At 70.9% G+C, this 25,891-nt stretch carries 22 protein-coding genes, 1 pseudogene and 1 riboswitch; of the genes and pseudogenes, 5 read left to right on the top strand and 18 right to left on the bottom strand.

Translation table 11 applies throughout. The annotated features are described in order from the left end of the window. Positions 1-6: 6 nt before the first annotated feature. Positions 7-690 carry a TetR/AcrR family transcriptional regulator gene (locus tag GVV04_RS18505; protein WP_161689254.1) on the bottom strand — a complete coding sequence of 228 codons (684 nt, stop codon included), beginning with the start codon at positions 688-690 and terminating at the stop codon, positions 7-9. A 98-nt stretch (positions 691-788) separates the two neighbouring features. Here GVV04_RS18505 and GVV04_RS18500 point away from each other — a divergent pair, with 98 nt between their 5' ends. Further along, entirely contained in the window at positions 789-1,994 is a 1,206-nt protein-coding gene (locus GVV04_RS18500; RefSeq protein ID WP_161689252.1) for an FAD-dependent monooxygenase, read from the top strand. A gap of 158 nt (positions 1,995-2,152) precedes the next feature. On the opposite strand, the pseudogene GVV04_RS18495 reads toward GVV04_RS18500, so the two are convergent. Further along, positions 2,153-2,614 (bottom strand): annotated as a pseudogene (locus tag GVV04_RS18495) (DUF6244 family protein); the annotation flags it as partial. Positions 2,615-2,672: 58 nt separating this feature from the next. On the opposite strand from GVV04_RS18495, the gene GVV04_RS18490 reads away from it, so the two are divergent. After that, positions 2,673-3,392: a TetR/AcrR family transcriptional regulator gene (locus tag GVV04_RS18490; RefSeq protein ID WP_161689251.1), complete on the top strand. Its 720-nt coding sequence runs from the start codon at positions 2,673-2,675 to the stop codon at positions 3,390-3,392. 5 nt (positions 3,393-3,397) lie between these two features. Next, positions 3,398-4,372 (top strand): VOC family protein, encoded by a 975-nt coding sequence (locus GVV04_RS18485; protein ID WP_201753600.1) that lies wholly within the window; start codon positions 3,398-3,400, stop codon positions 4,370-4,372. Positions 4,373-4,453: 81 nt separating this feature from the next. Here the strand turns inward: GVV04_RS18485 and GVV04_RS18480 are convergent, their stop codons facing one another. Both GVV04_RS18480 and GVV04_RS18475 read right to left on the bottom strand, forming a co-directional pair. Further along, positions 4,454-5,449 (bottom strand): ribonucleotide-diphosphate reductase subunit beta, encoded by a 996-nt coding sequence (locus GVV04_RS18480; protein ID WP_161689464.1) that lies wholly within the window; start codon positions 5,447-5,449, stop codon positions 4,454-4,456. Between the two features lie 44 nt (positions 5,450-5,493). Continuing rightward, complete coding sequence (locus tag GVV04_RS18475) at positions 5,494-7,902, bottom strand: ribonucleoside-diphosphate reductase subunit alpha (protein ID WP_161689463.1); 2,409 nt, start codon at positions 7,900-7,902, stop codon at positions 5,494-5,496. A gap of 171 nt (positions 7,903-8,073) precedes the next feature. Beyond that, positions 8,074-8,289: riboswitch (cobalamin riboswitch) on the bottom strand. 268 nt (positions 8,290-8,557) lie between these two features. On the opposite strand from GVV04_RS18475, the gene GVV04_RS18470 reads away from it, so the two are divergent. After that, positions 8,558-11,827, top strand: a complete 3,270-nt coding sequence (locus tag GVV04_RS18470; protein ID WP_328822440.1) for a phage tail protein — start codon at positions 8,558-8,560, stop codon at positions 11,825-11,827. Positions 11,828-12,150: 323 nt separating this feature from the next. Next, a complete protein-coding gene (locus GVV04_RS18465; RefSeq protein WP_161689247.1) occupies positions 12,151-13,404 on the top strand; it encodes a S8 family peptidase in 1,254 nt (417 codons plus the stop codon). 519 nt (positions 13,405-13,923) lie between these two features. On the opposite strand, the gene GVV04_RS18460 is transcribed toward GVV04_RS18465, so the two are convergent. From GVV04_RS18460 to GVV04_RS18395, 14 genes are all read right to left on the bottom strand, one after another. Next, entirely contained in the window at positions 13,924-14,700 is a 777-nt protein-coding gene (locus GVV04_RS18460; RefSeq protein ID WP_201753599.1) for an ABC transporter ATP-binding protein, read from the bottom strand. Positions 14,701-14,786: 86 nt separating this feature from the next. Further along, a complete protein-coding gene (locus tag GVV04_RS18455; protein WP_161689245.1) occupies positions 14,787-15,737 on the bottom strand; it encodes an amidohydrolase family protein in 951 nt (316 codons plus the stop codon). Between the two features lie 38 nt (positions 15,738-15,775). Further along, positions 15,776-16,546 (bottom strand): GntR family transcriptional regulator, encoded by a 771-nt coding sequence (locus GVV04_RS18450; protein WP_201753598.1) that lies wholly within the window; start codon positions 16,544-16,546, stop codon positions 15,776-15,778. A gap of 201 nt (positions 16,547-16,747) precedes the next feature. Then, positions 16,748-17,629, bottom strand: coding sequence for a fumarylacetoacetate hydrolase family protein (locus GVV04_RS18445; RefSeq protein WP_161689243.1), 882 nt, complete (start codon positions 17,627-17,629; stop codon positions 16,748-16,750). Continuing rightward, positions 17,629-18,039 (bottom strand): RidA family protein, encoded by a 411-nt coding sequence (locus GVV04_RS18440; RefSeq protein ID WP_161689241.1) that lies wholly within the window; start codon positions 18,037-18,039, stop codon positions 17,629-17,631. Before GVV04_RS18440 ends, GVV04_RS18445 begins: the two co-directional genes overlap by 1 nt. A gap of 27 nt (positions 18,040-18,066) precedes the next feature. Next, entirely contained in the window at positions 18,067-18,603 is a 537-nt protein-coding gene (locus GVV04_RS32235) for a cupin domain-containing protein (RefSeq protein ID WP_201753597.1), read from the bottom strand. After that, positions 18,600-18,971: a cupin domain-containing protein gene (locus GVV04_RS18430; RefSeq protein WP_161689239.1), complete on the bottom strand. Its 372-nt coding sequence runs from the start codon at positions 18,969-18,971 to the stop codon at positions 18,600-18,602. Before GVV04_RS18430 ends, GVV04_RS32235 begins: the two co-directional genes overlap by 4 nt. A gap of 29 nt (positions 18,972-19,000) precedes the next feature. Further along, a complete protein-coding gene (locus GVV04_RS18425; protein ID WP_161689237.1) occupies positions 19,001-20,605 on the bottom strand; it encodes an FAD-dependent monooxygenase in 1,605 nt (534 codons plus the stop codon). Next, on the bottom strand, positions 20,602-21,336 hold the full coding sequence (locus GVV04_RS18420; protein ID WP_161689235.1) for an SDR family NAD(P)-dependent oxidoreductase: 735 nt from the start codon (positions 21,334-21,336) through the stop codon (positions 20,602-20,604). The genes GVV04_RS18425 and GVV04_RS18420 overlap by 4 nt, the downstream gene beginning before the upstream one ends. 32 nt (positions 21,337-21,368) lie before the next feature. Then, the gene (locus GVV04_RS18415) at positions 21,369-22,448 is read right to left on the bottom strand and encodes an Ldh family oxidoreductase (RefSeq protein WP_161689233.1); all 1,080 of its coding nucleotides are present in this window, start codon (positions 22,446-22,448) and stop codon (positions 21,369-21,371) included. Continuing rightward, entirely contained in the window at positions 22,445-23,245 is an 801-nt protein-coding gene (locus tag GVV04_RS18410; RefSeq protein WP_161689232.1) for an ABC transporter permease, read from the bottom strand. The genes GVV04_RS18415 and GVV04_RS18410 overlap by 4 nt, the downstream gene beginning before the upstream one ends. Continuing rightward, positions 23,242-24,009: an ABC transporter ATP-binding protein gene (locus tag GVV04_RS18405; protein ID WP_161689231.1), complete on the bottom strand. Its 768-nt coding sequence runs from the start codon at positions 24,007-24,009 to the stop codon at positions 23,242-23,244. The genes GVV04_RS18410 and GVV04_RS18405 overlap by 4 nt, the downstream gene beginning before the upstream one ends. 62 nt (positions 24,010-24,071) lie before the next feature. Continuing rightward, a complete protein-coding gene (locus GVV04_RS18400; protein WP_161689230.1) occupies positions 24,072-25,070 on the bottom strand; it encodes an ABC transporter substrate-binding protein in 999 nt (332 codons plus the stop codon). A 118-nt stretch (positions 25,071-25,188) separates the two neighbouring features. Beyond that, positions 25,189-25,884: a pentapeptide repeat-containing protein gene (locus tag GVV04_RS18395; RefSeq protein WP_161689229.1), complete on the bottom strand. Its 696-nt coding sequence runs from the start codon at positions 25,882-25,884 to the stop codon at positions 25,189-25,191. Positions 25,885-25,891 lie beyond the last annotated feature (7 nt).

The raw sequence follows: 25,891 nt of genomic DNA, 5'->3' as shown, positions 1-25,891 counted from the left end.
GGTCGCTCAGCCGCCGCGCCGGCCGACCAGGAGATCGAGACCGTCGAGGATCCGGTCCAGGCCGAACTCGAACGCCTGGTCGTGCCCGCCGTCGGCGGCCGCCGCCGCCATCGTCGCGACCAGTGCCGGAAAGCGGTCGCCATGGCGGCGCAACTGCTCGGCGATCTCGGCGGTGAGGTCCGCTTCGGGTTGCCGGCCCACCATGGTCTGCTGGGCGATCGCGCGGACATGGCTGGCCAGCACCCCGATCGCGTCGAGGCGCTCACTCCCGGTCAGCCCGGTGGACGGCAGGATGCCGACCGCGCACTCCATCCAGCTCAGTTCATTGGGGCCGATGGCCCGGGGACCGAGGATCGCCTCCACCGTCCAGGGGTGTCGCACGTACGCGTCGAGCAGATGGTGGGACCACTGCTTCAGGGCGGCCCGCCAGTCGGCCGGGTCGATGGCCGGGGGCACACCGATCGCGCGCTCGACCATGAGCGCCACGAGTTCCCCCTTGCCCGCCACGTACCGGTAGAGGGACATCTTGGTGAACCCCCGGTCGGCGGCCACCCGCTGCATGGTCACCGCCGCGAGGCCTTCCGCGTCGGCGATCGCGATCCCCGCGTCGGCGATGTGTTCGAGGCTCAGGGCGGGTTTGGGTCCTCGGGTCGGTTGCGCCCGGCCTTCCCACAGGAAGTCGCTCGGCACCTGGCCTCCACGCGTCTGGTTGTTGTCCGAAATCTGTTTCCATGGTACACAGTAGCAATCGTGTCCGTCGGACACTGTTTTTTGTTGGAGGGCTTGCCATGAAGAATTCGACCGTGCTGATCTCCGGCGCCAGCATTGCGGGGCCGGCGCTGGCGTACTGGCTGGGCCGGTACGGCTTCCGGCCGACCGTCGTCGAGATCGCGCCTGGCCTGCGGGCCGGCGGCAACCGCGTCGACTTCCGCGGCCGGACCCACCTGGGCGTGCTGGACCGGATGGGCGTACTCGATGACCTGCGCGAGGTACAGACCGGCGGCACCGCGATGCGCTTCGTCGACGCCACCGGCCGCAAGCTGATGGAAGTGCCGGCCGACTTCGCCGGCGGCGACATCGAAGTGCCGCGCTTCGACCTGTCCCGGGTGCTCTACGAGCGGAGCCGCGACAGCACCGAGTACCTGTTCGGTGACAGCATCGCGACCATGACCGACACGCCGCAGGGCGTGGACGTCACCTTCACCAGCGGCACGCGCCGCACCTTCGACCTGGTGATCGGCGCCGACGGGGTGCACTCGGCCGTACGCCGGCTGACCTTCGGGCCGGAGGAGCGCTTCGTCCGGCACCTCGGCTACTACGTGGCGACCTGGGGGCTGCCGAACGAGTTCGGACTCGACCGACACTCGTTGTTGTACAACGCCCCCGGCCGGATGGCCAGCATCGGTGGCGATCACCGCGATCCGTCCAGGGCGGGCGCCTTCGTGGTGTTCGCCGCGCCCCGGATCGACTACGACCGGCACGACTCCGACCAGCAGCGCGGCATCGTCCGCGAGCGGTTCGCCGGGCTGGGCTGGAAGGTGCCACGGCTCCTCGACGCGCTGGAGGAGGCGACCGACTTCTACTTCGACTCGATCTGCCGGGTGGACATCTCGCCGTGGTCCAGCGGCCGGATCGCCGTAATCGGTGACGCCGCCTGCGGAGCCACGATCGGCGGGATGGGCACCGGCACCGCGGTGGTCGCGGCGTACGTCCTTGCCGGCGAACTGGCCGCCGCCGACGGCGACCACACCGTCGCGTTCCCGCGCTACGAACGGCTGCTCGCCGACTTCGCCCGGCGCTGCCAGAAGGGCGGCGACACCACAGGCAAGTTCTTCGCGCCACACACCGCCGTGGCGGCGCGGATGCGCAACGGACTCCTCAACCGGCCGCTCCTCATGGCCATGATGCTCAGGACGGCCGAGGACCGCAGCAACAACATCGAGCTGCCGGACTACCCCGAGCCGGCGATCGGCCTGCCGCCATCGCGGAACTGAGCCGACCGATCCGCCAGGGCCGCCGGTGGGACGCCTGCTCCACGGGGTTCCTCCGTCAGGGTCCGTGGAAGCGGCACCGTCCAGGGTCGGGGCCGTCGAGGGTGGGCCGCCGGTAATAGCCGGGGCGGGGCTGGTCGGTGGACGACCGCCGGCCCTCGTCAGTTTCCCGACGACCCCAACTGCCGCGCCTCGGCGATCGCCGCTTCGATGGACTGCCGGGCGCCGCCGGTGCGCGCAACGACCAGCACCAGGACCTGCTTGATGCTGTCCAGGGCCTGTAGCAGCGGCCCGGGCTGCCCACCCTGCAGGATCATGGTGACGAGCTGCCGCGCCTCATCGACCTGGGTGATGGCCCCGGCCGCCACATCGCGGGCGCCGCGCACGGCGCTCTGCACAGGCGCCAGCCCGGCGATTGTCTCCTGCGGGGTGGCTTGGTGGGGCACGGCCGTGGTGGCCTTCGTCGCCTCACCGATCGAACCGGCGAGCCCACCCAGGCCGCCCTGGATGCCCGTGATCGCGTTTTGCACCCGCGCCACGCCCGCCGCTACGGCGACGAAGCCAGCGCCTGCCGCCCGCAGCGCCACCTCCTGCGCCTGCCTGTCGGCGACGGCCGCCAGCCCCCCTCCTTGTGACTGATGACCAAAGCGCTAATCTGGTCATCAGTCACAAGGAGGGGTCATGGTTGACCAGCAGCCCACCGATCAGATCGAGCGTGCCGACCGGATCCTCGACGCGGCGAAGGAACTGCTGCTGCGCTGGGGATACCGTCGGGCGACCATCGACGAGATCGCCCGACGCGCCGGTGTCGGCAAGGGCACCGTCTATCTGCACTGGCGCAGCCGCGAGCAGCTGTTCTTCGCTGTCGGCGCCCGGGAGGCAGTCGCGATGCTCGGCGAGGTGGTGACCGCGATGCGCCACGACCCGCAGGAGATCGCGCTGCACCGGTACATGCGCCGGTTCTTCCTGGAAGCGATGTCACGGCCGGTGCTGCGCGCGATCTTCACCCGGGACGCCGAGGTGCTGGACCGTTTTCTGTCCAGCCCGGCCCGCCGACCGCTGCAGAGCGCCAAGTTGCTGGCCTCCCGTGAGTACCTCGGCGTGCTCGCCGACGACGGCCTGCTGCGGGCCAGGCTGCGCCCGGAGGATCTGGACTACACCCTGCCCGCAGTCATGTTCGGCTTCTTCGGCATCGACCCGCTCCTTGCTCCCGAGGTTGCACTGCCCCTCGTGGACAAGGCCGACCAACTGGCCGACACCCTGCGCCACGCGTTCGAACCGGCGAAGCCGCCACCGCCGGCGCGGTTCGCCACCGCCGCGCCACGGGTCATCGCCGTCTTCGACCGGCACGTCGACGACTACCGCCGCGCCACCTACGGCACAGCAACCGAAAAGAGGTGACCAGCATGGGCAAGGACATCAGCGACCTGCACCACGTGGGCCTCGTCGTGCGAGACATGACAGCGGCGATCGAGACCTACCGGCGGCTTGGCTTCACCCTGCCACCGCCGGCCTATCCAACCTTGCCCACCGCCCCCGGAGCACTCCCCCGTCCGGTCGGCGCGGCGAACACCCACATCTACCTGCGTCGCAACTTCGTCGAGATCGTGACCGTCGTCGACGATGGGCAGCCGATCCCCGGCGACGCCCACCTGATCCCGCTCGACGTTCCCGACGACAGACTGCCCGGGCTCCTGGCCGCCGTCCGTGGCACCGCCGCCAACCTCGCCGCCTTCCTGGACCGATTCCAAGGCGTGCACATCCTCGTCGTCGACTCCGCGGACCTCGACTCCGCCGCCGCGCGGCTAGACGCCGCAGGCGCCGGGCACGGCGGCGTACACGCGGTGCAGCGCCCGATCGAAACCGCTGACGGCACCCGGATGGTCCCGACCCGCTACCTGGAGATCAACAGCGACGAGACGGACGCGCCACGCGGCCGGCTGCCCGAGGGCAGGGTCGGCATCGCCGAGAACACCGCCGTCGAGGGGCAGCAGCACCCGAAACACGCCAACGGCGCCGTCGACCTGATCGGATGCCTGCTGTGCGTACCCGACGACGCCCTGCCCGATGTCGAGCGCCGCTACGAGACATACCTCGGCCGCGCCGCCCACCGCAACGGCTCCACCCGGACCTTCGACCTCGGCGACGCCTCAGTGATCGTCGTCGCCGAGTCCGCGCTGCCCGACGTCCTGCCCGGCGAGCGCCCGCCGGCCCTGCCCGCTTTCGTGGGGTACACGGTCGCGGTACACGACATCGCCCAGACCGAGCATCATCTACGGACCGCAGGGGTGTCGTACCGCACGCCCCGACCGGACGAGATCGTCGTACCGGCCAGCGAAGCCCTCGGCGTCGCGATCATCTTCCGTCCCACCATCGACTAACATCCGAACCCCCGCAGACGTGGCCACGACGCGGAAGCGAGATCGCCGACATCTGCTGGGGATTCGCCTGTCACGGTCGGCTCAGAAGTCGTCGTCGAAGCCGACGGTGCCGGTCACCCCGACCTGGTACGCCGACACCCGCCGCTCGAAGAAGTTGGACAGTTCCTGCACGTCCTGCAACTCCATGAACGCGAACGGGTTGGCCGACCCGTAGTGGACGGGGATGCCGAGCTGCGCGAGCCGCCGGTCGGCGACGTGCTGGAGGTACTGGCGCATGTCGGCCAGGGACATCCCGGACACGCCCTGGCCGAGCAGGTCCTCGGCGAACTGGACCTCGCACTCGACGGCCTCGGTGAGCATCAGCCGCACCTGGTCCGCGAGGTCGTCGTCGAACAGGTCCGGTTCCTCGCGGCGGACCGTCTCGACCACGTCGAAGGCGAAGGCCATGTGCATGGACTCGTCGCGGAACACCCAGTTGGTGCCGGAGGCCAGGCCGTGCAGCAGCCCCCGGGAGCGCAGGAAGTAGACGTAGGCGAAGGCGCCGTAGAAGAACAGCCCCTCGATGCAGGCGGCGAAACAGATCAGGTTGAGCAGGAACACCCGCCGGTCCTGCTTCGACCGCAGCTCGTGCAGGCCCTGGAGGGAGTCGATCCAGCGGAAGCAGAAGTCGGCCTTACGCCGGATCGAGGGAATGTTCTCGATGGCGTCGAACGCGGCGAACCGCTCGGCCTCGTCGGGCACGTACGTGTCGAGCAGGTTCAGGTAGAACTGGACGTGCACGGCCTCCTCGAACAGTTGCCGCGACAGGTAGAGCCGGCCCTCCGGCGAGTTCACGTGCTGGTAGAGGTTCAGCACCAGGTTGTTGGCGACGATGGTGTCGCCGGTGGCGAAGAACGCGACGAGGCGGCTCACCAGGTGCCGCTCCGCCGGGGAGAGCCGGTCGAGGTCGGCGAGGTCGGCGTGCAGGTCGACCTCCTCCACGGTCCAGGTGTTGCGGATGGCGTCGCGGAACCGGTCGAAGAAGTGCGGGTAGCGCATCGGGCGGAGGGTGAGATCCATCCCCGGGTCGAGCAGCATGTGTGTGGTCCTCGGGTCGTTGGCGGTGGAGTCGGTCGGAACGGTCACTGGCAGGCCTCGCACGACTCGGGGTTCTCCAGGGAGCAGGCCACCGCCTCGTCCACGGTCACGGCCGGCGCGACGACACCGGCAGCACCGGCGGCACCGACGGGACTCACCGGTCCGGCGGGGGCGACGGTGGCCTGCTGGATCCGGGTGGCGGGGCGGGACCGCAGGTAGTAGGTGCTCTTCAGCCCGGCCTTCCAGGCGTACAGGTACATCGAGGAGAGCTTGCCGATCGTCGGGGCGGCGAGGAACAGGTTCAGCGACTGTGACTGGTCGATGAACGGGGCGCGGGCGGCGGCCAGGTCGATCAGCGCCCGCTGCGGCAACTCCCAGGCCGTGCGGAACAACCGCCGGGCCTCCGCCGGCAGTTCCGCGATGTCCTGCACCGATCCGTCGGCGCGCTTGATCGCCGAGCGGACCTGGTCGGTCCACAGGCCGAGGGCCTTCAGCTCGCGTACGAGAGCGGTGTTGACCTGGAGGAACTCCCCGGACAGCGTCTCGCGCTTGAACAGGTTCGACACCTGCGGCTCGATGCACTCGTAGCAGCCGGCGATGGAGGCGATGGTGGCGGTCGGTGCGATCGCCACCAGCAGCGAGTTGCGCAGGCCGTGCGCGGCGACGCGCTCCCGCAGCGCCCCCCAGCGCTGCGCCTGGCTGCCCGTCACGCCCCACAGGTCCGGCTGGAGCTGGCCTCGCGCCGCCCGGGTCTCGGCGAACGCCGGATGGGCGCCGAGGCGTTCCGCCAGGTCGGCGGAGGTCTCCAGGGCGGTCAGGTACAGCTCCTCGCCGATCCGGGTGGACAGCTCCCGGGCCTGCGGGGAGTCGAACGGCAGCCGCAGGGCGAAGAACACGTCCTGCAGGCCCATCAGGCCGAGGCCGACGGGCCGCCAGCGGGGGTTGCTCGCCGCGGCCTGCGGGGTCGGGTAGTAGTTGATGTCGATGACCCGGTCGAGGAACGTCACGGCGGTACGGACGGTGGCGCGCAGCCGCTCCCAGTCGATGCCGCCGTCGGTGAGGTGGGCGGCGAGGTTGACCGAGCCGAGGTTGCACACGGCCGTCTCGGCGTCGCTGGACACCTCGATGATCTCGGTGCACAGGTTGGACAGGTGCACCACGTTGCCCGGCTCGGCGGTCTGGTTGCACAACCGGTTCGCGGCGTCCTTGAACGTCATCCACCCGTTGCCGGTCTGCGCGAGGGTCCGCATCATCCGCCCGTACAGCTCCCGCGCCGGCACCTGCCGCACGAACCGGCCCTGCGCCTCGGCCGCCCGGTACGCGGCGTCGAACTCCTCGCCCCACAGGTCCGGCAGTTCCGGCACCACGTCCGGGTCGAACAGCGACCACATCCCGTCGGCCTCCACCCGGCGCATGAACTCGTCCGGGACCCAGTTGGCCAGGTTCAGGTTGTGGGTGCGCCGGGCGTCCTCACCGGTGTTGTCCCGCAGTTGCAGGAACTCCTCGATGTCCGGATGCCACGGCTCCAGGTAGACGCAGGCCGCGCCCTTGCGCCGGCCGCCCTGGTTGACCGCCGCCACCGAGGCGTCCAGCGTCCGCAGCCACGGCACGATCCCGTTGGACTGCCCGTTGGTGCCCCGGATCAGCGCACCGCGCGACCGGACCCGGGAGAACGCGATGCCGATGCCGCCGGCGAACTTCGACAGGTTCGCCACCTGCGCGTACCGCTGGTAGATCGAGTCCAGCTCGTCGCGCGGGGAGTCGACCAGGTAGCAGGAGGACATCTGGGTGTGCCGGGTGCCGGAGTTGAACAGCGTCGGCGAACTCGGCAGGTACGCCAGGCTCGACATCAACCGGTAGAACTCGATCACCTCGTCCGGGGCGTGGGACAGGCCGCAGGCCACCCGCAGCAGCCAGTACTGCGGGGTCTCCGCCACCAGCCGGCTCGTCGGGTGGCGCAGCAGGTACCGGTCGTGGACCGTGCGCAACCCGAAATACTCGAACCGCAGGTCACCGTGGGGGTCGACGGCGTCATCGAGCTGCGTGGCATGGGCGGCGACGAACGCGGCGGTGTCGTCGCCGATGAGCCCCTCGACGTGTCCCCGTCGGATCGCCTCGCTGAACGAGCCGATGCCCTGCCTGCGGACCTCCTTGTCGATGTAGCCGGCCAGCAGGCGGGCGGCCAGCCGCGAGTACTGCGGCTCCTCACCGATCATCTCGGCCGCGGTCTGGATGGACAGCCGGTCCAGCTCGGCGGTCGTCGCGCCGTCGTACAGGCCGCTGATCGTCCGCGTCGCCACCCGCAGCGGGTCGACGTCGGCGAGGCCGGCCGTCCACCGCTCGACCGCTCGGACGATCCGGTTGACATCGACCGGTTCGGTGCCGCCGTCGCGCTTACGGACGCGCATCTGCGTCCGCCGCGGGCCCGGTAGGGCTGCCTCGTCGGCCACCATGCCGTCGGCCGGGACAACCTCGGTGACTGCCACCACTCACTCCTCGCGGGATCGAGACCTGATGGCCTTCGGACGCGTGGAGACAGACACCGGCGGACGTCACGCCGGCGGGGCGCGGGTCAGGTGGCGTCGGCCGTCCCACGCGGCCTCGGACCGCCGCCCACCCCGGTATGGGTACGCGGCGCGCTGGCAGGTCTTCGGACTCGCGGGCGTGACCGGGCTCACCGGTCTTCTACTGGCCGTCGCTTCCCAGGCCGCAGGCGGCCCAGTGCTGATGACGGCGGTCGTTCCCACTCACCGCTGCGGGGCAGTCCCGGATTTCCACCGGGTTCCCTCTTGCCTCGGACGCCCCGGAGGAGCGGCCGAACCAGCTACGGTCAACACCATATATAGGGACTGCGGCGTTGTCACACCCCACATGTCGAGTCCGGGCGTGTCGGGACCGTGGTGCTGAGGCCTCGTCGATTCCTCCGCCGCACCGATCCGATCCGATTGGTGGAGCGGGTTTGGAGCCAAGGGCGGCGGACCCGGCCGGTAGGGCCGGAACGGATGTCGATCGGTCGGGTTTCCGACGAGCCTCAGTGCACATTGGACTACGACCTCCTACGGTGACTCCCGGCACGCCAGGGGATGGACGCTGCCGGGAATCGACCCGGTGGCGCGATTCAGGCGTTTACAGGGGGTTGTCTCGATGCACGTTCGGAGCCGCGCCATCGCGGGTCTGGTCGCCGGGGCTGTGCTGTTGACAGGCCAACCGGCGACTGCGGGCACTGTGCCGGGAAGTGCCGCCGACGACGTCGCGAGCGCCAGTGCTCGCGCCGCCACGAAAACGATCGGCGGCGATGCGGCTCGCACGGCCGTCCGCACGGCCTCGGCCCAATCGGTGCCGGGGCACACCGGGCTGGTTCCCACTACGCCGCGCAATGACGTGCCGAGGATCACCGACGGCGAGATCACCGACATCGAGGTGATCGGCAACCGGGTCTTCGTCGCCGGCTCCTTCAGCGCGATCGCCAACGTCGGCGGGACGCCGGTGGCGCAGCCGTCGCTGGCTTCGTACAACATCGACACGGGCCTGGTCGACACCGGCTTCCAGCCGACGTTCGACGGATCCGTCGAGGCCGTCGAGGCCTCGCCGGACGGCTCGTCGCTCTATGTCGCCGGCTCGTTCAACACGGTCGGTGGCCTGACGAAGCGCAAGATCGTACGGCTCGACCCGGTCACCGGCGCCCCGATCGCGGCGTTCACCGCGCAGGGGAACGGGCGCGGGACCGCTCTGGCCGTGAGCAGCACCGCGGTGTACGTGGGCGGCCAGTTCACGAAGGTGAACAACGTGAACCGCAGCGGGCTGGTCGCGCTCAACCCGACGACGGGGGCGGTCGACAGCGGGTTCAACCTGCCCCTGTCCGGCGGCATCGGCGTCGGCGGCATGCTCACCGTGCAGCAGCTCAAGCTGACGCACGACGGCAGCAGGCTGCTGGTCATCCACACCGGTCGTCAGATCAACGGCCAGGACCGCTACGGCGTCGGTCTCGTCGACACCGCCACCAAGGCCCTCCTGCCGTGGCGCACCCGCCTGTGGGAGGACAACCTCTCCTTCGTCGGCGGCATCCAGCGGGTCTTCGCCGGTGACGTCGCGCCGGACGACTCCTACTTCGTCGTCACCAGCGGTTCCGGAGGCGACCGCCCGCCGATCAACGACACGGCGATCGCGTTCCCGGTGACCGGCGCCGACCACGTCGAGCCGATCTGGGTGTCGCGTCACTTCGACAGCATCTACTCGGTCGCCATCACCGAGACGGCCGTGTACGTCGGCGGGCACTTCAGTTGGCAGGAATCGCCGACCTCCAACGTCCCGTGGCCCGGCCTGGACAACGTCGGGTACGGCACGGGCCAGGGCCTGAGCGGCTACGGTCTCGGCGACCAGGTGGTCCGCCGTGACCACCTCGGCGCACTCGACCCGGCCACGGGCACGGCCATCGAGTGGAACCCGGGCTCCAGCTCGTACGAGGGGGAGAAGGCGATGCTGGCCACCCCGCGCGGCCTCTTCGTCGGTGGTGACGGCAACACCAAGGGCGGCCTGCCGGCGGGGCGGGTCGGCTTCTTCGACCTCACCCAGGCACCGGCGCCCTCGCCGGTCGACACGACGATCGTCACGCCCATCGAGGGGGCGGTCAAGCAGGCCAACGCGCCGTTCGCGCTCGGCGGTCAGGCGACCTCCCCGGCCGGCGTCACCAAGGTCGGGATCGAGATCCAGAACCGGGGTTCCAAGAAGTACCTGCAGGACGACCTGACGACGTGGGGCGCCGCCAACAGCATCAACGCGGTAGTGGCAGCGGTGAACACCGCCTCGACCTCGTGGTCCCTCACGGTGTCGCTGCCCGTCGGCGAATACCAGGTCCAGGCGAAGACGTTCGGTAACAGCGGCCAGAGCGATGCCTCGAAGGCCGTCAAGAAGATCGAGACCTTCAGCTTCGACGACCTGCCGCCGACGACGAAGATCACCTCGCCGCCCAGCGGTTTGGTCGCCGCTCAGAGCTTCATCGCGACCGGCACCGCGAGCGACGACAAGGGCGTCAGCGCGATGACGTACTCGTTCCGCAGGTCGGACAACTATTACCTCCAGGACGACGGGACGGCCGCACCGGTCTACAACACGTTCCGGGGCGAGCCGGACGTCATCGGCGCGCTGTCGACCACCTGGCAGGTCGAGGTGACCCTCCCCACCGAGGGCGACTGGAAGATGACGGCCACCGCCATCGACAACGCCGGTCAGAGCGACCTGCGCGGCGACACCCGGGACTGGATCATCTCGGCGAGCGGCGTCGCGCCGTCGGTGGCCATCAGCGCCCCCACGCCGATGACGCCGCCCACCGCCGCCGCACCGCTCACCGTCGCGCCGGGCGGCTCGATCACGTTCTCGGGGACCGCCAGCGACGACGGCGCCCTGAAGTCGGTTGAGATCTACCTGCGCAACAACACCACGCGCGAGGCGCTGGCCGCCGACGGCACGTGGAGCGCCGACTCGGTCGCGGCCTACCACCGGGTCTCACCGACGAACCTGAACGCCGCGTCGTACAACTGGTCCTACACCACCGTGCCGCTCACGCCCGGGGTGTACGACTTCCGGGTGCGGGCCACCGACAACCTGGGCCTGACCACGACGAACGCCAACCTGGGCCGGCTCACCGTCACCGCCCAGGTGCCCGGTGACGCCTTCCCGAACGGCCTGTTGAACTTCACCGGTGTCGACCAGAACATCGAGCAGTTGCACCTCAACCTGGCCGGCACCGCGACCGACAACATTGGCGTGCAGAGCGTGCGGGTGGCGCTGCGCGACCTCGACACCGGCCGGTACGTGCAGCCGAACGGCACCATGGCGGCGAGCTTCGCCACGGTGAACGCCACCCTCGCCTCGCCGGGCGCGACGAGCACCACGTTCACCCTGTCGATCGATTTGCCGACGAAGGGTGAGTACAGCGTCGAGGCGTGGGCCGTCGACACGGCGGGCCAGCAGGACGGTTCGACCTCCGGCGCCACCGCCCGGTACCTCGTGTATCCGGGCGATCTCGACCCACAGCTGGAGCCGAGCCTCACCCCGCAGAACGGCGAGGTCTACACGGACTCGCGGATCGTCGTCACCGGACGTGCCGTGGACGACGTCGGGATGCTTCGGGTGGACGTCCAGATCGTCAACGGCGCGGGCCAGGGGATGAACGCCGCCGGCGTGTTCAGCACGCCGTCCGTCCCGGGCAACTTCCCGTGGATCTCGGTCTTCCTCACCAGCCCGGGATCCCCGGGGTCGAACTTCGCGTACACGTCACCGGTGATCCCGGCGGGCGCCTACACCGTCTCGGTCAGGGGAACCGACAACTACGGTCAGCTGCAACAGCCGCCGAAGACCGTCCCCGTCACCGTCAGCTGAGTCGACCGGCCGCGGGCCGATCTGCTTCGGGGATGCGCTCCTGTCCCCACCGCAGATCGGTCCGCGTTGCCGTACCTGGGGTGCTGGAGATGCGAGGGCCGGCCGAATCTCGTTGATCAGGAGCGCGAGCCCTCATACGACCTCCTGATACACGCGGGAACAATAATTATCAACCCACGCTAAAAAGAACTCCGTCAATTGGTAGACGCATTCAGTCAATCGCCATCCGGTCAATCGGGCAGTACGATCCCGGAAACCGATCAGACCATTCCATCGGCGTCACGAGCACGATGGACTGGCCGGAGCAGAGGGATGGCGCAGAGATGAGACTCCGCCACAGGGCGATCTCCACCCACACCCGTCGACCCGGGCTGGCCGCCATGGCCGTCCTCGCCACCACCACCCTGGCCGCCGCCATGCTCGCCGGTCCGGCGTCTCCGGCAGCCGCGGCCGGGCCGGCATCAGGTGCGATCGGTGAGATCCTGGGCGCCGGCAGCGCGACGGCGGTTCCCGGCAGCTACATCGTCACGCTCAAGGAGAGCGCGGTCGGCGACCGGACCACGGTGTCCGGCGTGGTCGGCGGCCTGGCCGGCCGATACGGCGTGAACCCGGACCAGGTCTGGGGCGACGCCCTGAACGGCTTCTCGGTGCGGACGTCGGAGGCGGTCGCCCGCCGGCTGGCCGCCGACCGGGCGGTGGCCCACGTCGAGCAGGACCGGTTGACCACGTTGGCCACCACGCAACAGAACGCGCCATGGAACCTCGACCGGATCGACGCGCCGCTGGGGCTCAGCGGCACCTACAGTTACGCCAGCCAGGGCACCGGAGTCAGGGCGTACATCGTCGACTCCGGGATCAACATCGCGCACCAGAATTTCGGCGGTCAGGCGATCTACGGCTATGACGCGGTCGACGGCATGTTGCCGGCGGACGACTGCAGCGGGCACGGCACCCATGCCGCCGGAACCGTCGGCGGGACGACGTACGGGGTGGCCAAGGACGTCGTGCTGGTCGCGGTCAAGGTGTTCGACTGCGTCCTGCCCAGCACCCTGTCGATCCTGATCAGCGGCATCAACTGGATGGTCGTCGACCACCAGGCAGGACAGCCCGCCGTCGCGAACATCGGGATCCAGTCCACCCTCAACAACGCGCTCAACACCGCAGTGGCCAACGCCGTCGCCGACGGCATCACCGTGACGGTCCCTGCCGGTAACTCGAACGCCAACGCCTGCAACTTCTCACCCGGGTCGGTGCCGACCGTGCTGACCGTGGCCGCGACGCAGTCGAACGACAGTCGGGCCAGCTTCTCGAACTACGGCCCCTGCGTGGACATCTTCGCCCCTGGCGTGGGCATCATGTCCACCTGGATCAACTCGACCACGGCGGTGCAGTCGCTGAGCGGCACCTCACACGCCGCGCCGCACGTGGCCGGGGCGGCGGCCCGGGTGCTGAGCAACTACCCGACGTGGACGCCGGCCCAGGTGACGAGCTTCCTGTTCGGCGTCGCCAACCCAGCGGTGCTCAACCCGGGCGCCGGCTCACCCAACTGGCTCCTCTACCTGGCTCCGACGTTCTGATCCGTCGCCGAGGGCTGCCGAGGACGGCCCAGCGCGGTCGGCTCCCCGCCGCCACGGAGGTGGCGAGCAGGCTCCCGCGAATGCCCCGGGAGGTCGCCCCTATGCCGCCCGATGCCGTGCCATGCCGTGTCATGCCGCCCCGTACGCCGGACGGTCGGTTGGCGGCCTGACGAATGGGCCGGCACCTGCCCTTCGGCCCCTATGGAGCTGCCCCGTCTACGCGCCCGCTCCATCGGTAGCACAAACGGGGCAGCTCCATAGGGGCCAACGGAGGGTAGGCCGACCCGGCAGGAGCCGACCCGGCGAAGGCCAACCCGGCAGGAGCCGATGATGTCGGCAGCACGCCTCCCCTGGAGCCTGCCAAGCCGGAGACCGTCACGACCTGGCCGGGGCCCTGGCCTCCCCTGGCGTGGCACGTCATCGTCGGACAGCGCCAGGGCGTCGGCTCCGCCGGCGCGTCGTTGGTCACGGCACCGGCCGCCACTCGGTCCTCGACGTCGGTGTGGTCACCCGGCGTGATCAGTCGGCGTCGGTCGAGCCGAGGTAGACCTGCCGCATCTGCGGGCTCGCCAGGCACTCCCGGGGATCGCCGTCGAAGGCGACCCGGCCCCGGTCGAGCAGCAGCACCCGGTCGGCCAGTCGGGCGACCAGTTCCACGTTGTGGTCGACCAGGATCACCCCGTGGCCCCGCCGCTGGACCTTCCGGATCGCCTTGGCGACAGCGGCCACGCCCTGCGCGTCGGAGCCGGCGAAGGGCTCGTCGAGCAGCAGCACCACCGGGTCCTGGCCCAGTGCCCGACCGACCTCGACGAGTCGTTGCTCGCTCGGGGCCAGGTCGCCTGCCTCGCGGTCGAGGCCCCCGATGCCCAGTTCATTCGCCAACTGGCGGACGCCCTCGCGGTCGGCCGCCCGGTGCGGCCGCGCCCCACCGGTGAACGTGCCGGCGATCTTCCGCCACGGCGTGTTGTGCCGTTGCGCGTGCCGACCGAGCAGCAGGTTGTCCAGGACGCTCAGGCGCAGCTCCAACTGCGGGTGCTGGAAGGTGCGGCCGAGCCCGACCCGGGTTCGGCGGGAGGCCGGTCCGGTGAGCCGCTGCCCACGCAGCAGCAGCTCACCGGCGGTGGCCGGTTGCGCACCGGAGATCAGGTCCACCAGCGTCGTCTTGCCGGCTGAGTTCGGCCCGACCAGCCCGAGGATCTCCCCGGCTCGCAGCTCGAACGACACGTCCGCCAACGCGGTCACCCCGTCGTACCGCTTGGTCAGGCCGCGACCGACCAGCAGCGTCGTCTCGTCCACCGGTACGCCTCCTCCGTGGCAGCGCCAGCGCTTGCCATCTCGACCTGTCGGCGTATCCGATCACACCCTTCGGCGCGGCCACACAATCACCAGGGTGCCCGTCCCAGGGCCCGCGCCGCATTGTCGGTGGCCACCTGCCGGGCGTAGTCCCCGCCCCGGTGGGTCACCGTGGCGGCCGGGTCGGCGGCGCCCATCGGGAACGGCCAGTCACTGCCGAGCACCAGCCGGTCCGCGCCGAAGACCGACACCGCCAGGTCGACCACCGCCGGGTCATGGGCCAGGTTGTCGACGTACAGGCTGCGCACCGCCTCGGCCGGGGTGGGCGACAGCACCGGTACGCCCGGCCGGGTGGTGGTGTGCCCGCGCTCCCAGCGACCGACCACCGCCGGCACGCAACCGCCGCAGTGCACCAGCACGAACCGGATCCCCGGGTGCTCGCCGAGCACCCCACCGAAGACGAGCTGGGCCACCGCCACCGTCGTCTCGACCGGGTTCCCCAGCAGGTTGGCCAGGTAGTAGGGCTCCAACCGGGGATCCGCCGAGTGCGCGGGATGCAGTTGCAGGGTGCGCCGGTCCGCGTCGAGACGCTGCCACAGCGGGCGCAGCGCCGGGCCGTCCAGCGGTCCGGCGTCTCCGCCGGCGGCACCGACCACCCCGGCCCAGCGGTCGTCGACGGCGATCCGGTCATACTCGGCGAGCGCCACCTCGGGGTGTTCGAACGGCAGGTACACCAGCGGGGTGAGTCGGGGCCGGTCGGCGACCACGGCCAGCAGGCCGTCGTTGACCGCTCGGACCCACGCGGTCGCCTCCGGCGCGGACAACCGCTGGCGGTAGAAGGGCGGGGGCACGCTGACGATCGCCTCGTCCAGCCCGGCCCGGTCCAGGTGGCTCTCGAGCCGGTCCGGGTGGTAGAGGTCGGTCGGGCCGACCCGTTTGCCGCCGAGCAGGGCCGCGCCGTCGCCGTCGACCGCGACCCCGGGAAGTTCGGCGGAACGCAGGTCGGGGGCGAGGTGGGCGTGCATGTCGATGCCGGACACTGGGCTTCCTTAACGGTTGGGTCGACCGGGGCCGGTGGTCATCTGCCGGTACGCGCGCGCCCCGGCTCCCGGGCCGCGGGCACCTCCGCGGCGTCGGTGTTCATCTTGCCGATCACCCGGTCGGCCGCGTGCTGGATGTGGACCCGCACGGCGGCCACCGCCGCCGCCACGTCCCCCGCCACGCACGCGTCGAGGATGGCCCGGTGCTCCCGGACCCGCTCCTCGTTCTGCCCGGTCGGGGTGACCGTGGCGAACCGGTACCGCTCGCTGTTCTCCCAGACCGGCTCCAGGCCGCGCAGCAGCCAGCGCGAGCCGGCAGCCCGGTAGATGGTGAAGTGGAAATCGGTGTGCGCCCGGCGGGCAGCCGTGGCGTCGCCGCGCTCGGACGCGGCGACGTGCTCGTCGAGTGCCGCCTCGGCCCGCCGGGCGTCCGCGGCGGTGAACCGGGTCGCCGCCCGCTCGACCAGCGCCGTCTCCATGGCGATCCGGGCCTCGTGGGTGTCGACCGCGTCCTCGACGGTCAGCGGCATGACCCAGGCGCCCTTGTGCTGGACCACCTCGACCAGGCCGATCGCGGCCAACCGCCGGATCGACTCCCGGACCGGGCTCATGCTCATGCCGAGCAGGTCGGCCATCTCGTTGAGCCGCAGCGGGGTGCCGGCCGGCAGCCGACCGGTGAGGATCGCCTCGTGCAGGACCGCGGTCGCCGAGTCGGCGAGGGTGCGGTGCTGCCCGTCGGCTCCACCGGCACCGACCCGACCGTCATCGTCGGCGTCACCCAGGACGGTTCTACGATGCGTTGCTGCCACGGTGTGCCTCCGGGTAAAGCCGCTGGTGGATGCCGTCCGCGTCCCGTCGTCGTCGGGAACATGCGGGCCATGATCCTGGTTCATGGGTGTTTCGGGGTGATCCCACAAACGCACCGGCGCGCTTTGGAAATGGTACCAATTTCGCCGCGGCGGAATGGTACGGGGCGGTGCCACGTTGCGCCGCCCCGTACCCGCCAGGGATCAGTGCAGCTTCGTGAGCCGTACTCGGTTGCGCAGCTCACCGAGCCCTTCCACCCGGGTCACCACCAGGTCGCCGTCGTTCAGGAACACCTGCGGATCGCGGGCGTTCCCGATGCCGCTCGGCGTTCCGGTGAGCACCACGTCGCCGGCCCGCAGGGTCATCCCCCAGCTCAGTTCGGCGATGATCCGTGCGAATGGGAAAGCCATCTGGGCGGTCGACGCGTCCTGGAGCACCACGCCGTTCACCTCGCACCGGATGCGCAGGTCCGCCGGGTCCGGCACCTCGTCGGCGGTGGTCAGCCACGGCCCGAGCGGCATGGTGGCGTCGATGCTCTTGCCCTTGAGCCACTGACCGCCGTGCGCGCGTTGCAGGTCACGCTGCGACACGTCGTTGGCGACGCAGAACGCCGCCACGTGCGACATCGCGTCCGCCTCGCTCACCGAGCGGCAGTCCGCGCCGATGACCAGCGCCACCTCCGCCTCGTAGTCCCACTTGGCGGAGATCCGCGGGTCGTAGGCGATGTCGTCGTACGGGCCGACGACCGTGTCCGGGCCCTTGGTGAAGAAGGTCGGGTGCTTGGGGGGTTCCGCGGGGTCCTGCCCCTCCCGCTTGCCGCGCGACTCCTCGAAGTGGTCCCAGTAGTTCCAGCCCGTGCAGAGGATGTCCCGGTTGAACCGGCGCAGCGGCGCGTCGAGCCGGACCCCGGTCAGCGGCACCGCCGCGACCTGCCGCGCGGCGACGCGGACCGCGTCCAACGCGTCCGCGCCACCCCGGATCGCCTCGTCGAGCTCGCCCAACTCGGCGGGGAGCACGGCGACGGTGTCGCCGTGCACCACCCCGATCCGCCGGCCGCCCTCGGTGAGCACGCTGGCGAGCCTCATCAGGCGTCCTGCCCGTCGTCGATCACGCCGATCGCGTTGATCTCGATGAGGTAGTCCTTGTTCACGAACTTGGAGACCTCCACCATCGTCGAGGCCGGCGGCTCACCCGTGAAGTACTGCCGGCGCACCTCGTGGATGGCGTTGAAGTCCTCCATGTTGCGGACGTAGACGTCCACCCGCACGATGTCCTCCAGCGTTCCGCCGGCGGCCGTCATCGCGGCGCGCAGGTTCTGGCAGACCTGGTGCGTCTGGGCGGTGATGTCGCCGACGCCGGTGACCCCGCCGGAGCGGTTGCGGGCGGTCATGCCGGACACGAACACCATCCGGCCCCGCGCCCTGATCTGGGTGGCCTGGGCGAAGTGACCGTTCGGGACGGCCAGCTCGGGGGAAACGATCTGCTGCTTGGGCATGGTCATCCTCTCTTTACGAGGGTGGAGCTAGTGGGCGTCCGCCGGATCGGTGTACCACTGCGGCTGCGTCGGGTAGTGCGGCCCGTCGTAGATCTCCAGCAGGACGCTCTCCTCTTCGGCGAGCGTGGGCCCGTGCAGGCTGCCCTTCGGGTTCCAGTAGAAGGAGCCCGGGGTGAGGGTCAGCCCGGTGGGCACGTAGGTGTACCGGCCGCTGAGGCAGAACATGAACTGGTTGGACGCGTGCGAGTGGCGCAGCGGGATGCCGGCCCCCTCGCGGAACCGGATCAGCGAGATGGACGCCTCGGTCTCGTCGTCGCGCCACAGCGCCTTGTGCGAGAGGCCGGCGAGCGTCTTGTCCGCCCAGTCCAGCTCGTCGGTCTGGAGCAGGATCTCGCGGAACCGGGCCAGCACCACGCCACCCGGGGCGGGCACCAGTTCCTCCCGCGACCGGTCGGCCGCCTCGCCGCCGTAGTTGGACGGCTCGGAGAGGTTGTTGGCCCACTCCTGCGGGTCGACGCCGGCCGGCACCGGCGGGGCCGGCACGAGCGGGGGCAGGTCGCTCACTGGTCGCCCTGACCGGCCACGAGGTTCTCCCCGAGGCACTTCAGCTCGACGAGCCGGCTGTGGTAGCGGGTCGTGCCGTGGTTGGTGAGCATGTGGACCTCCCCCGGCGCGCGGTAGACCACCCCGCCGACGGCCTCGTGCACCAGCCGCGGGTCGCCGCCGGCCAGCGCGTCGATCCGGTTGTCGGCGGCCGCCAGCGCGATCACCAGGTACGGGTTGAGGTGGTGGTGCCAGGGCTGCTGCTCGCCGGGCTCCAGGCTGATCTCCCAGACCCGCACCTGGTCGTTCTCGAAGACCACCCGTTGGCCGACGGCGCCCAGCTCGACCTGGCTTCCGTCCGGAGCGGTCGCGTGACCGTAGTTACTCATTGTCGTCCCTTTCGCAGGCGGGGAGGTGGTCAGGCCGGGTCACGGGGCGGTGGGCAGCCGGTGATCCGGGCGTAGAGCTGGGCGGCCGTGTCGACGCCGGTGGCCGGGTCGAACGGGACGATCGCCGCGACGTGCCCGTCCGGGCGGACCAGCACCAGGGTGTCGTCGGCGACCCCGAACCGGCGGCGCACCCGGTCGCCCGGGTCGAACAGCGCCCGGTCCCGCAGCCCGGAGTCGTGCGGCGCGTCCCACCGGCTCACCACGTGGTGCCGCAGCGCGGGCGAGTCCTGCGGCGGCAGCGCCGGCCCTCGGCGCGGGTCGGTGAAGTACAGCGCCACGAAGGCGTCGGCGACCAGGTCGTGCAGGTGCACCGTGCCGGACTGGCCGAACAGCGGCAGGTCGGGGCTGCGCGCCCCGGCCAGCACCGGCAGCGGCTCGTCCCCGGCGGCGACCATCGACCAGTCGCCCGTGCCGTCCACGTCGAGACGTACCCCGAGCATGGCCCGGGTGAACGCGTTGCCCCAGTTGCCGGCGGTCATCACGCCCGGGTCGTCCGCCCGCCGGGCCATGTAGGCCCGCGCGGCGGCGGCCATCGACGCGGAGCCCTTGGTGGCGACCGGCTCCTGCTCGACCTGGTAGCCGTCGAGCAGGCTCTCCTCGGCCCAGCCGCGCAGCACCCAGGCCATCCGCCAGGGCAGGTTGGAGGCGTCCAGGACCCCGGTGTTCAGGCCCAGCGCCCACATCGGCGTGATCAGGTGCGCGGCGTCCCCGAGCAGGAAGACCCGCCCGTCCTGCCACCGGTCGGCCACCCGCTGGTGGACGTTGTAGATGTTGGTGCCGACGATCTCCAGGGTCTTGGTGTCCCCGATGAACCGGCGTGCCTTGTCGACCAGTTCCTCCCGGCTCGGCTCGGCCTGCCCGGCCGGCAGCGGGTAGAGGAAGCGCCAGCAGTGCGGCTGGCGGACCAGGATCATCCATTCCTTCGGGTCACCGAAGTAGGCCAGGTACGGGTAGTCGCGGGGGTTCTCCACGTCCAGGTCGACCTTCAGGTCGACCAGCATGTACCGCTCCTGGTACGTCTCGCCCTCGACCACCGCGCCGATCTGCTCCCGGACGACGGACCGGCCGCCGTCGCAGGCCAGCAGGTACCGCACCGGCACGGTCCGCTCCCCCTCGGCGGTACGCAGCCGCAGGTCCACCCGGTCCGGGTGCTGGACGAAGTCGAGCAGCCGGTGCCCCATGTGCAGCGCGCCGGGGGCGGTGGCGTCCAGCCGCTGCCGCAGGATCGGCTCCAGCTCGTGCTGCGGGATGTTGATGATGAACGGGAACCGGGTGTCCTCGGTCAGGTCGCCGGTCCGGACGCTGAGCGTCTGGGTGTTGGTGGCCCGGTCCAGCTCGCCGATCTCGTCGATGCGCAGCGACCCGGCCAGCACGTCGTCCAGGGCGCCGTACCGGTGCAGCACCTCCAGGGTGCGGGTGAGGACGGTGCCGGCCTTGGTGTCCAGCGACAGCCGCTCGTCCTCCTCGAAGATGACCACCGGTACGCCGTAGTGGGCCAGGCCCAACGCGGTGACCAGGCCGACCGGCCCGGCACCGACGATTCCCACCGGCAACTGCTCGGTCGTGTCGCTCATTTCGCCTCGCTCCTCGGGTACGCCCGGTCCCGGGTAAGGGTTGATCCGGTCATGGTCGCGGCTGGCGAGAGCAGGAACATCAGCGGGCCCACCACATCGACCGGTGCGCCGATGCCGGTGGCCCGCTGCCAGTGCTCCCGTTCGCCGCCGGTCGGGTTGGCCTGCTGGAACTGCGGGGTGTCCACCACGCCGGGGAAGACGGTGTTCACCCGGATCCGGTGCTCGGCCACCTCGGCGGCGAGCGACTTGGCGAAGGCGACCAACGCCCCCTTGCTCGCCGCGTAGGCCGATGCCTGCGCCCGACCTGCGGTGGCCAGGCCCGAGGCGAAGACCAGGATCGCGCCCGAGCGGCGGGCGATCATGTCCGGCAGGACCGCCTGCGCACACCAGACGACCCCGTCGAGGTTCACCGCCATCGTGCGGCGCCACTGCTCGGGGTCCATGTCGACCACGTCGCAGCGGGGCTGCACCGCCGCGCCGGCCACCAGGGCGTCGATCCGGCCGTGCTCGGCGAGCACCCGGGCCACGGCGGACTGCACCGCGTCCCGGTCGGACACGTCCACCCGGTGCTCGTGCACCCGCCCGTCGGGGTGGGGTCGGCCGGGTGTCACGTCGAACACCACGGCCGTGCCGCCCGCGTCGGCGTACGCGTGGGCTAGGGCGGCGCCAATCCCGTTGGCGCCGCCGGTGACCACGAGCACCTCGCCGGTGGCGTCGAAACTGGCCTGCATGACTTCCTCCTCCTTCCTCGGACCGGGCCGGCTCAGCCGGCGCTGTCCGGTGCGGTGAGCGGCACGCCCAGCCCGGCGGCGACCTCCACCAGCCCGGCGAAGACCGACGGCTGGAGCGCCACGCCCTCGCGCGCCGCCCGGTCGTACCGGCCGGCTTCGATGTCGCCGGGCAGGTGGACCTGTTCCGCGCCGGGTGCCAGCGCGGAGCCGAGCACCTGGCCGGCCAGGTCGTCCACCCGGCGGGCGATCTCCTCCGCGTCCTCGGCGAACGCCTCGGCGTCCAGGGCGAGGAAGAAGTGCGCGCAGTCGTTGGGCACCGACACGTCGGCGTAGAGGCCCTGGACCCCCCGGCCGTACGCCCCGCCGGAGAGCACCCCGGTGAGCACGTCGACCATGAGGGCGAGCCCGTATCCCTTGTGGGCGCCGGACGGCAGCAGCAGCCCCTTGAGCGCGGCGGCCGGGTCGGTGGTGGGCCGCCCCTGCGCGTCGGTCGCCCAGCTCACGGGGATCTCGCGGCCCGCGCCGGCGGCCAGCCGGATCTTGCCGAGCGCGGCCTCGGACAGCGCCACGTCGAGGATCACCGGCTTGCCGCCCGCGCGGGGTACGCCCACCGCGAGCGGGTTGTTGCCGACGACCGCCGAGGCGCCGCCCGGGGCGGGCATCAGCGGACGGGTGTTGGCCGCGGCGATGCCGACACAGCCGTTGCGGGCGGCGAAATCCACGTAGCGGAACGCCCCACCGAAGTGGAACGCCCGGCGGACGGTGACCACGCCGACGCCGTACGTCTGGGCCTTCGCCACCGCCAGCCGCATCGCCTGGTCGCCGGTGAGCTGCCCCAGCGCGTGGCCGGCGTCGAGCACCGCGATGGCGCCCTTGTCCCGAACCACCTCGGCCCGCTCGGCCCGGCTGACCGAGCCGGCCCTGATCCGGTCGACGTACATCGGCAGCAGCATCACGCCGTGCGAGCCGATTCCCCGCATGTCGGCGTCCACCAGGGAGCCGGCGACCAGGTCGGCCGCGTGCGCGGAGAAGCCGAGCGCACCGAAGACCGAGGCGACGGCGTCGGTGAGCCACCGGACCGGGACCGTCGGCGGGACGTCGGGCGCGCTCATGACCGGCCCGCCCACGGCACGAAGAACCGCTCGACTGCGGCGAGCAGGTAGAACAGCGCGACGCTCAGCACCCCGAGCAGGATCATCGCGGCGAAGGCCAGTGCGGTGTCGGCGCTCGCGCCGGAGGCGACGATCGCGTAGCCCAGCCCCTCGGTGGCGCCGACGAACTCGGCGATCACCGCGCCGATGACGGCGAGGGTGATGGCGAGCTTGAGACCGACGAAGAGCTGCGGGACGGCCGCCGGCATCCGGATCATGTGGAACGTCTGCCACCAGTTGGTCTTCAGCGACCGGCCCAGCTCCACCAGGTCGGCCGGGGTGGAGCTGAGCCCGGCGGCGGTGGAGATGACGATCGGGAAGAAGCAGACCAGGAAGACCAGGAAGACCTTGGGGAACTGGCCGAAGCCCATCCACACCACCAGCAGCGGCGCGACGGCCACCTTCGGTACGGCGTTGAGCATCAGCAGCAGCGGGTAGACCGTCCGCTCCAGCATCCGCGAGGCGGTGACGATCAGCGCCAGCGGCACCCCGACCGCGATGGCCAGCAGGAAGCCCAGCAGCGTCTCGGCGAGGGTGACCAGGGTGTTGTCCCACAGGTAGTCGGCCTGCTCGACCATGGCTTGCCCCACCTGCACCGGGGACGGCAGGATGAAGCTCTCCACCTCGAAGACGACCGTGATCGCCCACCACAGGGCGACGGCGGCCACGACGCCGAGGACGGGCGGAAGGTGCTGGAGCCAGCGGGCGTCCGCACGCGGTTTGTCGGGGCGGGTACGGCGGGACTCGGTGACCGTCACCGTGCCACCTCCTCGGGGGTCATGAGCAGGTCGTGCAGGCGGGCGCGCAGTTCGCCGAGTTCGGCGGAGTGGCCGTCGTGCCCCAGCGAACGGGGACGGGCGATGTCGATGTCGACGATCTGCCGCAGCCGGCCCGGTCGCGGGCTGAGCACGACGACCCGGTCGGCGAGCAGCACGGCCTCGTCGACCGAGTGCGTCACGAACAGCACCGTCGAGGCGTGCTTCATCTGGAGGCGCTGGAGTTCCACCGTGAGGTCGGCGCGGGTGAGCGCGTCGAGTGCGGAGAACGGCTCGTCCATCAGCAGCACCCGGGGCTGCTGGATGAGGGCCCGGCACAGCGAGACCCGCTGCTGCATGCCGCCGGAGAGCTCGTGCGGCAGGCGCTTCTCGAAGCCGTTCAGCCCGACCAGTTCGAGCAGCTCGTGCGCGCGGGCCCGGGCGTCCCGCCGGTCCAGTTTGAACACCTGGGTCGGCAGCAACACGTTGTCGATGACCGACCGCCACGGCAGCAGCGCCGGGCGCTGGAACATGAAGCCGACGTCCCGCCGGGGCCCGTTGATCGGGGTGCCGGCGACGGTTATCTCGCCGGAGGTGGCCGATTGGAGGCCCGCCACCAGCCGCAGCAGGGTGGATTTGCCGCAGCCGGACCGCCCGACGATCGCCACGAACTCGCCGTCGGCGACCTCCAGCGACACCTCGCGCAGGGCCTCCACCTCACCGGCGCGGGTGCGGTAGATCTGCGAAACGTTACGAATTCCGATCATGGTCTCGCCCCTCGCGGTGCGCGCGGCAAAACGGGCCGCGCACACCGCCGTCGAAGAGGAAGTTACGGCTTTGCGATGTCGTAGACGCCGAGGTCGTCGGCGCTCGGCGTCGACTTGAGGGTGCCGGTGCCGGCGAGCAGCTTGATCATTGCCTCGACCCGCGTCCGGTCGAGCTTTCCGGCCGACCCGCCGTCGACCAGGACGTACGGCCGCATCTCGGTGAGCTCGGCGGCGGCGACCTTCTCGTCGGCCGTCCGGTCGTGCTTCTTGAGCAGCTGGGCGGCTTCCTCGGGGTGTTCCACCGCGTAGACCAGGCCCTTGACCAGCGCCGCCGTGAACTTCTCGACCTGGGCGCGGTCGCTGTCCAGCTTCGTGGCGGAGACCAGCAGGCCGTTGCCGTACAGGTCGGGCAGCTTGTCCGCGTACGGCAGCATGGTGACGGTCTTGCCGCCGGCCGCCTTCTCCAGCAGCGGCTTGCCTGCGGCGAACTGGCCGATCGCGTCCACCGAGCCGGCGGCGAGCAGCTGCGGCAGCGACTGCGGCGAGGACGGGACGAACTTCACCGACTCGGGGTCGATGCCGGCCGCCTTGGCGTACGCCGGGAAGATGATCATGTTGGTGGAGCCGGAGCTGTCCGCGATGCTGGAGCCGGGCAGCTTCTCCGGCGAGTCGATCGCCTTGTCCAGCGAGGCGATGCCGGCCATGGACCGCTGGTGGACGGCGGCCACCGCGCGCACTGGCATCTTCTCCTTGGCCATGGTGGTGATGACCCCGGAGAGGTCGCCGGTGCCGTAGTCGGCCTGCCCCGACCCGATCAGCTTCATGACGTCGACGGTGCCGGTGCCGGGCTTGATGGTGACGTTGAGCCCGGCCTCCTTGAAGTAGCCCTTCTCCAGGGCGACGTAGGCGTACGAGTCCCGACCGAACGTCCCGAAGGAGGTCAGGTAGGTGACGGAGGCGGCATCGGGGGAATCGGTCTTCTCCGAGTCACCACAGCCGGAGACGGTGAGTGCGAGCGCCGCCGCGGCGACAGCCGCGACGAGACGGTTACGACCTGACATGTGACCTCCTGCGTGGACAGGTTTTATCAAATGTCAAACATCCCGGCCCGTCAAGCCCTCGTTTCGATAACGTCTCCTGCCCACCGGCCTCGCAACCGCCCAGGTGCCCCGGCCGGGCTCACTCCCCGCCGGCGTCCTCGATGCTGATCCCCAACGCGCCCGCCAGGGTGTACGACAGGGCGGCGAGGTCCTGCTGCGCGACGATCGCCCCGGCCATGCTCGTCACCCCGCCGATCCCGGCCAGGACGCAGTTGGCGAACCGGGTGCCCGTCATCGTCGCCTGGGAGAACTGCGCCCCGGTCAGGTCGCAGTCGGTGAACCGGGCCCCGCGCAGGTCCCCGTTCTGGAAGTCCGCCCGGGTCAGGTTGCACCCCTCGAACGCCACGCTGGAGAAGTCCGTGAACCGCCACGACGACAGGTCCAGCCGGCAGTCCGAGATCGTCACGTCCCGCACCGCGCCGTTGATCCACTGCACGCCGGTCATCCGCGCCGTCGACAGCCGCACCCGCAGCAACGACGACTTCTCCGCCCGCAGGTTCGCCAGGTTCGTGCTCTCGAACAGGCAGTCGGCGAACCTCGCCCCCTCCAGCCGGGCACCGCTCAGGTCCGTGCCTTTGAACCGGCACTGCGCGAACTCGACCCCGTCCGCCGATCGCCCCGACAGGTCGAGATCGAAGAATCCCCACCGGCTGAACGTGGCATCGTCCTCGACGGCGGCGCTCTCCGCGGTCGCCAGTTCCAGCGACGGCGGCGGCTTCGGCTTCACCGGCGCCCGCCACCGGCCGGCGTCACGGCGCGACGATCGCACAACCATCCCCGCA

The sequence above is a fragment of the Micromonospora rubida genome, from assembly GCF_009908295.1.
Lineage (GTDB): Bacteria > Actinomycetota > Actinomycetes > Mycobacteriales > Micromonosporaceae > Micromonospora > Micromonospora rubida.
Note: the sequence above shows the minus strand (reverse complement) of the source record. Positions and strands in the feature narration are given on the sequence as shown.

Bases quoted from the DNA above. Each gene is read 5' to 3' on its own strand.
- GVV04_RS18475 (WP_161689463.1), bottom strand. From the start codon at position 7,902: ATGGTGGCCGACGAGGCAGCCCTACCGGGCCCGCGGCGGACGCAGATG.
- GVV04_RS18445 (WP_161689243.1), bottom strand. From the start codon at position 17,629: ATGAGGCTCGCCAGCGTGCTCACCGAGGGCGGCCGGCGGATCGGGGTG.
- GVV04_RS18415 (WP_161689233.1), bottom strand. From the start codon at position 22,448: ATGAGCGCGCCCGACGTCCCGCCGACGGTCCCGGTCCGGTGGCTCACC.
- GVV04_RS18395 (WP_161689229.1), bottom strand. From the start codon at position 25,884: ATGGTTGTGCGATCGTCGCGCCGTGACGCCGGCCGGTGGCGGGCGCCG.
- GVV04_RS18400 (WP_161689230.1), bottom strand. From the start codon at position 25,070: ATGTCAGGTCGTAACCGTCTCGTCGCGGCTGTCGCCGCGGCGGCGCTC.
- GVV04_RS18485 (WP_201753600.1), top strand. From the start codon at position 3,398: ATGGGCAAGGACATCAGCGACCTGCACCACGTGGGCCTCGTCGTGCGA.
- GVV04_RS18500 (WP_161689252.1), top strand. From the start codon at position 789: ATGAAGAATTCGACCGTGCTGATCTCCGGCGCCAGCATTGCGGGGCCG.
- GVV04_RS18430 (WP_161689239.1), bottom strand. From the start codon at position 18,971: ATGAGTAACTACGGTCACGCGACCGCTCCGGACGGAAGCCAGGTCGAG.
- GVV04_RS18480 (WP_161689464.1), bottom strand. From the start codon at position 5,449: ATGCTGCTCGACCCGGGGATGGATCTCACCCTCCGCCCGATGCGCTAC.
- GVV04_RS18440 (WP_161689241.1), bottom strand. From the start codon at position 18,039: ATGCCCAAGCAGCAGATCGTTTCCCCCGAGCTGGCCGTCCCGAACGGT.
- GVV04_RS18405 (WP_161689231.1), bottom strand. From the start codon at position 24,009: ATGATCGGAATTCGTAACGTTTCGCAGATCTACCGCACCCGCGCCGGT.
- GVV04_RS18425 (WP_161689237.1), bottom strand. From the start codon at position 20,605: ATGAGCGACACGACCGAGCAGTTGCCGGTGGGAATCGTCGGTGCCGGG.
- GVV04_RS18420 (WP_161689235.1), bottom strand. From the start codon at position 21,336: ATGCAGGCCAGTTTCGACGCCACCGGCGAGGTGCTCGTGGTCACCGGC.
- GVV04_RS18465 (WP_161689247.1), top strand. From the start codon at position 12,151: ATGAGACTCCGCCACAGGGCGATCTCCACCCACACCCGTCGACCCGGG.
- GVV04_RS18490 (WP_161689251.1), top strand. From the start codon at position 2,673: ATGGTTGACCAGCAGCCCACCGATCAGATCGAGCGTGCCGACCGGATC.